At 74.4% G+C, this 10,077-nt stretch carries 8 protein-coding genes; 4 read left to right on the plus strand and 4 right to left on the minus strand.

The features are described 5' to 3' along the window. Positions 1-119 precede the first annotated feature (119 nt). Together ACZ38L_RS24915 and mmuM are read right to left on the minus strand one after the other, a co-directional pair. Positions 120-884 carry an IclR family transcriptional regulator gene (locus tag ACZ38L_RS24915; protein ID WP_396567301.1) on the minus strand — a complete coding sequence of 255 codons (765 nt, stop codon included), beginning with the start codon at positions 882-884 and terminating at the stop codon, positions 120-122. Between the two features lie 171 nt (positions 885-1,055). After that, positions 1,056-2,003: a homocysteine S-methyltransferase gene (gene mmuM, locus ACZ38L_RS24920; RefSeq protein WP_465697241.1), complete on the minus strand. Its 948-nt coding sequence runs from the start codon at positions 2,001-2,003 to the stop codon at positions 1,056-1,058. Between the two features lie 160 nt (positions 2,004-2,163). Here mmuM and ACZ38L_RS24925 point away from each other — a divergent pair, with 160 nt between their 5' ends. The 4 genes from ACZ38L_RS24925 (at position 2,164) to ACZ38L_RS24940 (ending at position 7,291) form a co-directional block, all read left to right on the plus strand. Then, entirely contained in the window at positions 2,164-3,111 is a 948-nt protein-coding gene (locus ACZ38L_RS24925) for an NUDIX hydrolase (RefSeq protein WP_465697243.1), read from the plus strand. 50 nt (positions 3,112-3,161) lie between these two features. Beyond that, complete coding sequence (locus ACZ38L_RS24930; protein ID WP_465697245.1) at positions 3,162-3,716, plus strand: NUDIX domain-containing protein; 555 nt, start codon at positions 3,162-3,164, stop codon at positions 3,714-3,716. 118 nt (positions 3,717-3,834) lie between these two features. Next, positions 3,835-5,043 carry a M20 metallopeptidase family protein gene (locus ACZ38L_RS24935; RefSeq protein ID WP_465697247.1) on the plus strand — a complete coding sequence of 403 codons (1,209 nt, stop codon included), beginning with the start codon at positions 3,835-3,837 and terminating at the stop codon, positions 5,041-5,043. A gap of 187 nt (positions 5,044-5,230) precedes the next feature. Further along, positions 5,231-7,291, plus strand: a complete 2,061-nt coding sequence (locus ACZ38L_RS24940) for an acetoacetate--CoA ligase (protein WP_465697249.1) — start codon at positions 5,231-5,233, stop codon at positions 7,289-7,291. A gap of 60 nt (positions 7,292-7,351) precedes the next feature. Here the strand turns inward: ACZ38L_RS24940 and ptsP are convergent, their stop codons facing one another. Both ptsP and ACZ38L_RS24950 read right to left on the minus strand, forming a co-directional pair. After that, positions 7,352-9,022, minus strand: a complete 1,671-nt coding sequence (gene ptsP, locus ACZ38L_RS24945; RefSeq protein WP_465697251.1) for a phosphoenolpyruvate--protein phosphotransferase — start codon at positions 9,020-9,022, stop codon at positions 7,352-7,354. 115 nt (positions 9,023-9,137) lie between these two features. Then, positions 9,138-9,587 (minus strand): PTS sugar transporter subunit IIA, encoded by a 450-nt coding sequence (locus ACZ38L_RS24950; protein WP_465697253.1) that lies wholly within the window; start codon positions 9,585-9,587, stop codon positions 9,138-9,140. Between the last annotated feature and the right edge of the window lie 490 nt (positions 9,588-10,077).

The following is a 10,077-nucleotide window of genomic DNA, read 5'->3' on the forward strand; positions in this document are numbered from 1 at the left end:
GGCCGAGGCCGGAAGGCGGCCGAGCAGCCGGAAACCCCCCCCCCCCCCCCCGCCCCCCCCCCCCCCCCCCCCCCCCCCCCGACGTTTTGTCCAGGAGTGACCGGTCCGGTCGGCCTGCCTCAGAACCGGCCGGCGCCGAGGTCCCGGGAGATCGCCCGGGCCGCGTTGCGCACCGAGGCGACCAGCTCCGAGCGGACGAAGCCGTCCTGGCAGACCCGCTCCACCGCGCCGTTGACGCAGACCGCGCCGACCGGGTTGCGGCGCCGGTCCTGGATCAGCGCGCCGATCGAGGCCACGCCCTCCCAGGTCTCCTCGATCGCGTCGGCCCAGCCGCGCTCGCGGATCAGCGCGCACTCGGCGTCGATGTCGTCCAGGCTGGTCAGCGTCCGGTTGGTGTACGCCTCCAGCGGCTGCTCGCCCAGCTCGCCGCGGGCCACCGGGTCGTAGGCCAGCAGCACCTTGCCCAGCGCCGTGCTGTGCAGCGGGTGCATGCTGCCGACCTCCAGCACCTGACGGGTGTCGTCCGGCCGGAAGACGTGATGGACGATCAGGACGCCGCGCTGGTGCAGCACGCCGAGGTAGACCGTCTCGCCGCTGGCCCGGGCCAGGTCGTCCGCCCAGACCAGCGCGCGGGCCCGCAGCTCGTGCACGTCCAGGTAGCTCTGGCCCAGCCGCAGCAGCTCGGCGCCCAGCTGGTACTTGCCGCTCTCCGGGTCCTGCTCGACGAAGCCCTCCTGCTGCAGCGTGCGCAGGATGCCGTGCGCGGTGCCCTTGGCCAGGTCGAGCGAGGTGGCGACCTCGGAGAGGCCCAGCCGGCGCTCGCCGCCGGCCAATAGCCGCATGATCGCGGCGGCCCGGGAGAGCGACTGGATCGGGCCGGGCATGGGGGACCTCCACTGATCGACGGCCGACAATGTCGCACAGGTTGTGATGATGTCGGCTACGGGGGCATCATGCCGAGTCTGCCAGGCGATCCCCCGGCCGCGCACGTCGCCCACCGTTTCTCGGCCGTTTCGCCGCTCGTCAGCTGCCGCGCGGGCAACCCGGGGTTGACGTCAGACCGGCCGGCCCAACGCCGCCGCCAGGGCCCGGATCCGGTCCGGCCCCACCCGGCAGCAGCCGCCCACCAGCCGTGCGCCGTCCGCGGCCCAGCCGCCGGCCGACGCGGCCGGCCCGACCGGCGTGCCCCGCCAGTCGCGGGTGGCCGGATCCCACTCCTCGCCGCAGTTCGGGTAGGCCACCACGGGCTTCCCGGTCACCCGGGCGGCGATCCGGACCGCCTCGGCGACGTCCCGCGGCGCGCAACAGTTCACCCCGACCGCGACCACCTCGGGCGCGTCGGCGGCCGGCCCGAACGCCTCCGCGAGTGGCTGGCCGGCCCGGGTCCGGTCGCCGGCGACGGTGTACGACAGCCAGACCGGCACCCCGAGTCCGCGCACCACCCGCAGCAGTGCCACCGCCTCGTCGGCGTCCGGCACGGTCTCCAGGGCGAGCACGTCCGGGCCGGCCGCCAGCACGGCCTCCACCCGCGGCCCGTGGAACCGCTCCAGCTCGCCGATGCCGAGGCCGTACCGGCCGCGGTACTCGGAGCCGTCGGCCAGCACGGCCCCGTACGGTCCGATCGAGGCGGCCACCCAACGCCGCCGCTCGATGCTCCCCTCGTGGCCCCCTTCGTGGCCCTGTTCGTCGGCCACGGCCTCGCGGGCCAGCTCCACGCTCAGCCGCAGCAGCCGTTCCGCCCCCGCCCGGCCGATGCCGCGGCGGGCGAACCCCTCGAAGCTCGCCTGGTAGCCGGCCGTGGTGACCACTTCGGCGCCCGCCCGCAGATACGCGTGGTGCGCCGCCACCAGCGCCCCGGGGGCGTCGACCAGCAGCCGGGCCGACCACAGCTCGTCGGTCAGCCGGTGCCCGGCGGCGGCCAGCTGGTTGGACAGCCCGCCGTCCAGCACCAGCGGCCCGGCCGCCAGCGCCTGGGCGAACTCGCCCTCCCCGGTCGTGGTCACCACGCCACCTCCCTCTCCTCCCCTCCCATTCTCCGCACTGCGCCGAATGGGTGAGGCCCGTAAAAGGGCTTGGCCCGCTCGCACGGTTGGGCTACGTTGTTCTCAGGCCGAGAACAACCAGTCGGGGCGTTCGGGCCGGGCAGGAGAGGGGAGAGGTGCCATGGCCACCGAGCAGCAGCCGGCCGCCGTGTCCGCCGAGCGCCCGGGGGAGAGCGAGTTCCTCGCCGCCTACGATCCGCGTGCCTACGCCCCCGTCGCCGTGACGGTCGACGTGGTGGCCCTGACCCTCCGCCAGTCCGCCCTGCACGTCCTGCTGGTCGAGCGCGGCGGCCCGCCCTACCAGGGGTGTTGGGCGCTGCCCGGTGGTTTCCTGCGGGCCGGCCAGGAGGGCCTGGAGGCCGCCGCCGCCCGCGAGCTGGCCGAGGAGACCGGCCTGACGGCCGCCGAGGCCGACCCGGGCGAGCTGCTCGACCGGATCCATCTGGAGCAGCTCGGTACCTACGGTGCTCCCGACCGCGACCCGCGGATGCACGTGGTCTCGGTCGCCTACCTCGCCTTCGCCCCCGACCTCCCGGATCCGCGGGCCGGCAGCGACGCCTCCGCGGCAGCCTGGCACTCGGTCACCGCCCTGTCGCTCCCCAGCCCCACCGCCCGGCCGCATACCCAGCCGTCGGCCGACGCGGCCGCGGCGTCCACGGCCACCGACTCCACCCTCCGCGCCGGGGACCACGGGGGTGCCCCCGGCGCGGCGGGTGGAGTCGGTGGCCCACCTCTCCAACTCGCCTTCGACCACGCGCGGATCCTCGCCGACGCGCTGGACCGGGCCCGCGCCAAGCTGGAGTACAGCCCGCTCGCCACCGCCTTCCTCCGCCACGACTTCACCATCCCCGAGCTGCGCGCCGTCTACGAGGCGGTCTGGGGCGAGAAGTTGCACGCCGGCAACTTCCACCGCAAGGTGCTCTCCGTCCCCGGCTTCGTGGAGAGCACCGGTACGACCACCGAGCGCGGCGGCAGCAAGGGCGGCCCGCGCGCTCGCAACTACCGCACCGGCGATGCCCGGTTGCTCCACCCCGCCCTGCTCCGCCCGACCCGGGAAGAGGGCGAGTGATCCCCACCGGCGCCGCGCCCGCCGCCGGCCCGGCCGCTAGCATCCCGTCCATGACCACACGCGAGGCCGATCGTCCCGCCGGGTTCGGCCCCGGCGCGCACTGCCACTGGTGCGGCACCGCCTACCCGGCCGGGACGGTGGCCTGGCCGCGGACCTGCCCGGGCTGCGGTGAGATCAGCTACCGCAACCCGCTGCCCGTGACGGTCGTCCTGCTTCCGGTCAACCGGCCTGACGGCGGCCGCAGTCTGGTCGTGATCCGCCGCACCATCGAGCCCGGCAACGGCGAACTCGCCCTCCCCGGCGGCTACGTCGACTACGGCGAGAGCTGGCAGCAGGCCGTGGTCCGCGAACTGCGCGAGGAGACCGGCATCCTGGCCGACGCCGCGGAGGTCACCCTGGTCGGTACCGACTCCGACACCACCGGCGGCTTCCTCTGTCTCTTCGGCCTGCTGCCCGCCCAGGACCTCGCGGACCTCCCGCCCTCGAAGCCGACCGACGAGACGGAGGGCTGGCAGCTGATCGACCTCCCCACCCCGCTCGCCTTCGCCTTCCACACCCGCATCGCCGAGGCCTGGTTCCACGACCGCCTCCCCCGCCTGGCCTGACGCTCCCGCCGCCCCTCCAGCTCGGCGATCTCGCCCTGTTTCACGCAGCACCGGCTCCCGATCCGCCCGGAGCCGCCAGCATGGCCGCAGGACACCATCCCGAGGAGGCCTGCCGCCCATGCCCACCCCGCTGCCCACCCTGCGCGAGTCCGCCGCCCTGCTCCAGCCCGAACTGGCCATCCTGCGCCGCGAGTTGCACCAGCAGCCCGAGATCGGCCTGGACCTCCCGCTGACCCAGGCGAAGGTCCTGGCCGCGCTCGACGGGCTGCCGTACCGGCTGACCCTCGGCAAGGCCCTGAGCTCGGTGACCGCCGTGCTCCGCGGCGACCGCCCGGGCCCCACGGTGCTGCTCCGCGCCGACCTGGACGCCCTCCCCGTCCAGGAGGCCACCGGTCTGCCGTACTCCTCCCAACGGCCCGGTGTGATGCACGCCTGCGGCCACGACCTGCACACCGCGGCCCTGGTCGGCGCCGCACGGCTGTTCGCCGAGCGCCGCGCCGAACTGCCCGGCACCGTCGTCCTGATGTTCCAACCCGGCGAGGAGGGCGATGGCGGTGCCCAACTGATGGTGGACGAGGGCGTGTTGACCGCCTCCGGCGAACTCCCGGTCGCGGCCTACGCGTTGCACGTCTCCGCGGCCCAGTTGCCGAACGGCTGGGTGGCCACCCGCCCCGGCCCGATCATGGCCGCCGCCGACCGGCTGACGGTGACCATGCGCGGCCGCGGTGGCCACGGCTCAAGCCCGCATCTCGCGCTCGACCCGATCCCCGCCGCCTGCGAGGCCGTCACGGCCCTGCAGGCCATGGTCACCCGGCGGTTCGACGCCTTCGACCCGGTGGTGATCACGGTCGGCAGCTTCCACGCCGGCACCGCCAGCAACGTGATCCCGGACGAGGCCGTCTTCGAGGCGACGATCCGCTCCTTCTCCTCCGAGGCTCGCGCCCGGGTGCTCGCCGAGGCGCCGCGCCTGGTGCGCGGGGTGGGCGAGGCCCACGGCCTCACCGTGGACGCGGTGATCGACGAGGGCTACCCGGTCACCGTGAACGACCCCGCCGAAGCCGCCTTCGCCGCCGACACCGCCCGTCGACTCCTGGGCGCCGAACGCTTCGTGGAGATGCCCCGGCCGATCGCGGGCTCCGAGGACTTCGCGGTGATCGGCGAGCTGGTCCCCTCCGCCTACCTGATGGTGGGAGCCTGCCCCACCGACCGGGACCCGTTCACCGCCCCCTACAACCACGCACCGGAGGCGGCCTACGACGACTCCGTGCTCGCCGACGCGGCCGCCCTGCTCGCCGCTCTCGCCCTCGACCGCCTGACCCGCGGCTGACCACACCCAGCCCACTCGCCGGCACCCACCCGATCAGGACGGGTGGGTGCGCACCGGGCCCGTTCCCTGCCACCCCTGGCGCACCCGACGATCACGTGGCAGGGTCTTGCACCGTCAGCACGCACCGGACGGGCCGCCGCGCCACCCGCGACGCCCCGCCCCATCCTTCGGCCGGGAGACCACTACCGTGAGCACTCCACCCCAGGACCACCCCGACGCACCGCTCTGGCGCCCGGACCCCGCCGAGGCGGCCGCCACCCGGCTCGTCGCCTTCCAGGCCTGGGCCGCCGAGCACCACGGCGCGCCGGCCGCCCCGCTCGCCCCGGCCCCTGACGACGCCACCGCCGCCGCCCGCTACGCCGCCCTGCACGCCTGGTCCACCGCGGACCTCGACCGTTTCTGGACGGCCGTCACCAGCTGGTTCGATGTCCGCTTCAGCACCCCGCAGAGCGCCGTCCTCGCCGGACCCGAGGGCGCTCCCGCGATGCCCGGCACCCGCTGGTTCCCCGGCGCGCACCTCAACTACGCGGAGCACGCGCTGCGCTTCGGCACCGACCCCGCGCACGCCGACAGCCCCGCGATCGTCCATCTGGACGAGGCGACGGTCGAGGCCGGCACCGCCCACCCCGCCACCCTCAGCTGGGCCGAGCTGCGCCGCCAGGTCGGCTCGCTCGCCGCCGCCCTGCGCGCCCAGGGCGTCAGCGCGGGCGACCGGGTCGGCGCCTACCTCCCCAACATCCCGCAGGCCATCGTCGCCCTGCTCGCCACCGCCTCGATCGGCGCGATCTGGACCTCCTGCGCCCCCGACTTCGGCGCCCGCAGCGTGCTCGACCGCCTCCAGCAGATCGAGCCGGTGGTCCTCTTCGCCGTCGACGGCTACCGCTACGGCGGCAAGGACCACGGCCGCACCGACGTGGTCGCCGAACTGCGCCGCGAACTCCCCACGCTGCGCGCGGTGGTCCATGTCCCGCTGCTCGGCTCGCCCGCCCCGGCCGGCGCCCTGCACTGGGAAGACCTCATCGCGGCCGACACCGAGCCGGTCTTCGAGCAGGTCCCGTTCGACCACCCGCTCTGGGTGCTCTACTCCTCCGGCACCACCGGCCTGCCCAAGGCCATCGTGCAGAGCCAGGGCGGCATCCTGGTCGAGCACCTCAAGCAGGCCGGCCTGCACCTGGACCTCGGCCCCGAGGATCGCTTCCTCTGGTACACCTCCACCGGCTGGATGATGTGGAACTTCCTGGTGGCCGGCCTGCTGGTGGGCGCCACCGTGGTCACCTACGACGGCAGCCCGGGCCACCCCGACACCGGCGCGCTGTGGACCGTCGCCGCCCGCAGCCGCGCCACCGTGCTCGGCACCTCCGCCGCCTACGTGATCGCCAGCCGCAAGGCCGAGCTGCACCCCGGCCGCGACCTCGACCTGAGCGCGGTCCGGGCGATCGGCACCACCGGTTCACCGCTCCCGCCCGACGGCTTCCGCTGGATCTACGACGAGGTCAAGCCGGACGTCTGGCTGGCGTCGGTCAGCGGCGGCACCGACGTCTGCAGCTGCTTCGTCGGCGGCGTCCCCACCCTCCCGGTCCACCTCGGCGAGATCCAGGCCCCCTGCCTGGGCGCCGCGGTCGAGTCCTGGGACACCCAGGGCCACCCGCGGATCGACGCGGTCGGCGAGCTGGTCGTCACCAAGCCACTGCCCTCGATGCCCATCGGCTTCTGGAACGACCCCGACGGCAGCCGCTACCGCGACAGCTACTTCGACATGTTCCCCGGCGTCTGGCGCCACGGCGACTGGATCACCGTCACCGCCCGCGGCACCGTGGTGATCCACGGCCGCTCCGACTCCACCCTGAACCGCCAGGGCGTCCGGATGGGCTCCTCCGACATCTACGAGGTCGTCGAGCGCCTCCCGGAGATCACCGAGTCCCTGGTGATCGGCCTGGAGGAGCCGGGCGGTGGTTACTGGATGCCGCTCTTCGTGGTCCTCGCCCCCGGCGCCAGCCTGGACGAGGCCCTGCGCGCCCGGATCCGCGGCGCCCTGCGCGAGCAACTCTCCCCGCGCCACGTCCCGGACGAGGTGGTCGCGGTCACCGGCCTGCCGCACACCCTCACCGGCAAGCGGATCGAGGTCCCGGTCAAGCGCCTGCTCGCCGGCACCCCGCTCGACCAGGCCGTCAACCCGGGCTCCGTCGACAACCTCGACCACCTGCGGTTCTTCGAGCAGCTCGGCCGCGACCGCCGGGCCGCCCGGTAGCCACGAGAATGCCGAAGGGCGCCCCCGTCCACCGACGGGGGCGCCCTTCGCGGCGTCCACTCACTCCCCGGAGAGCACCTGCTGCGCCGCGGCCCGCGCCTCCTCGGCGGAGTCCGTCGCCCGGGCCGCCGCGGCCGCCCGCTGGCACTGCGCCAGCGTGAACTTCGCCAGCGAGGCCCGCACGTACGGGATCGAGGCCGCGCCCATGGAGAGGCTGGTGACCCCGAGGCCGGTCAGCACGCAGGCCAGCAGCGGGTCGGCGGCCGCCTCGCCACAGACCCCGCAGCTCTTGCCGGCGGCCTGCGCCGCCTCGGCGGCGGCCGCGATCAGGTCCAGCAGCGCCGGCTGCCAGGGGTCCTGCAGCCGAGCCAGCGAACCGACCTGGCGGTCCGCGGCGAAGGTGTACTGGGCCAGGTCGTTGGTTCCCAGCGAGAGGAACTCGACCTCCCGCAGGATCGCCCGGGCCCGCAGCGCGGCCGACGGGATCTCCACCATCGCGCCGTACTTCGCCCGCAGCCCGGCCTTCCGGCAGGCCTCCGCGAAGGCCTTGGCGTCCACCCGGTCGGCCACCATCGGGGCCATCACCTCGAGGTGCACCGGCAGCCCCTCGGCCGCCCGGGCCAGCGCCCGCAGCTGGGTGTCCAGCACCTCGGGGTGCTCCAGCAGGGTCCGCAGACCGCGCACGCCGAGCGCCGGGTTCGGCTCGTCGGCCGGGGTCAGGAACTCCAGCGGCTTGTCCGCGCCGGCGTCCAGAGCCCGCACCACCACGCGTCCCTCGGGGAACGCCTCCAGCACCTTGCGGTACGCCTCGATCTGCTGCTCCTCACCCGGCGCCCGCTTGGAGTCGTCGAGGAAGAGGAACTCGGTGCGGAACAGCCCGACGCCCTCGGCCCCGGCCGCCAGTGCGGCCGGCACGTCGCCGGGACCGCCGACGTTGGCGAGCAGCGGCACCCGGTGCCCGTCCGAGGTGGCACCCGGACCCGACGAGGCGGCCAGTGCGGCCCTCCGCTCGGCGGCGACCCGCCGCAGCTCGGCCTGGGTCTGCTCGTTCGGGTCGACCAGCACCTCACCCGTGCTGCCGTCGACCGCCACCACGACGCCCTCGGCCAGCCCGGTCGCCCCCGGCAGCGCGACCACGGCCGGCACGCCCATCGCCCGGGCCAGGATGGCGCTGTGGCTGGTCGGTCCGCCCTCCTCGGTGACGAAGCCGAGCACCAGCGTGGGGTCCAGCAGCGCGGTGTCGGCCGGCGCCAGGTCCCGCGCGAAGAGCACGTACGGCTCGTCGCTGTCCGGCACGCCCGGCATCGGCACGCCCAGCAACCGGGCCACGATCCGGTTGCGCACGTCGTCCAGGTCGGCCACCCGGCCGGCCAGGTACTCACCGGCCGAGGCCAGCAGCGCCCGGTAGGCGGCGAACGCGTCGTAGACGGCCCGCTCGGCACTGCTGCCCACGGCGATCCGGCGCTCCACGTCCGCCATCAGCTCGGGGTCCTGCGCCATCAGCGCCTGGGCCTCCAGCACGTGCTGAGCCTCGCCGCCGGCCAGGTTGCCGCGGGCGATCAGGTCGGCGGCCACCGCGTCGACGGCCTGCCGGGCCCGGGCCTGCTCGCGCGGCGCGTCCTCGGCAGGGGTCTGGGTGGCCGGCGGCTCCAGTACGGCGGTCCCCATGTGCCGCACCTGGCCGACCGCGACCCCGTGGCTGACGCCCACGCCGCGCAGCGTGTTCTCCATGTCCTTCAATTCCTTTCACCTGCGTCCGTGGGCGGCCGCGGGGCGGCCCGGGCGTGCCGAACCGTCCCACCGGAGCACGGGGGACGGCTCGCTGTCCGCGTTTCCGCGGGGCGGCTCACTGCCAGGAGAAGAGCGCGTCGCCGCTGGCCACCTCGCCGGCCTCGACGACGGCGCCGAGCGCGTCCGTGGTGGCCTCCAGCGCGACGATCGGCGAGATCGGGGACTTGCCGGCGGCCTCGACCGCGGCCGGGTTCCACTGGACCACCGCCTGCCCGCGCTTGACCTCGTCACCCTTCTTCACCAGCAGCTCGAAGCCCTCGCCGTTGAGCTGCACGGTGTCGATCCCGAGGTGAGTCAGCACGCCGTGCCCCTCCTCGTCGACCACCACGAACGCGTGCGGGTGCATGGAGACGACCAGGCCGTCCACCGGCGCGACAGCCACGGTGGGCTCGCGCACCGGGTCGATGGCGGTGCCGGGGCCGACCATCGCGCCGGAGAAGACGGGGTCGGGCACGGCGGCGAGCCCGATGGCGCGGCCGGTGAGCGGCGACGTCACAGTGGTCATGGTGGAGCCTCCCAGGTGCGGAGCACAGCGAGCAGCCGCAGACAGCGGCGGGATGGGGTCGACAGAAGCCTAAATCATGACAACTACGGACATCTTGTGACAGAAGGGCGAGGCATCCGCCGGTCGGTCGTGCCCCTCGGATCCCAAGTGGTCTAGTCCTCTTGGTTGACGCGCCGCACTCTACGGCATACGGGTGGTTCGGACGATCGCCCCCGGCGTGCCGGAGGCGCCGCTCCCCTCGGACACCCGGTCGAGGCCGCACCATCCTCGATTAGGCGGACCGGCCGGAACCGGCTATGGTTGCTCGAGTCGCCGCGAGGCGATGGTGAACCCAGCGCAACGACCCGACGAAGTTCCGGTGAAACCGAAACGAAATCTGTCTGATATGCTGAGACCACGAAAGAACGAAACGCCCGGAGGGCCTGCGAGAGCGGTCTGAAGGAAGTGTCCGTTCCTTGAGAACTCAACAGCGTGCCAAAAGTCAACGCCA

Source organism: Kitasatospora sp. NPDC024654 (assembly GCF_055559155.1).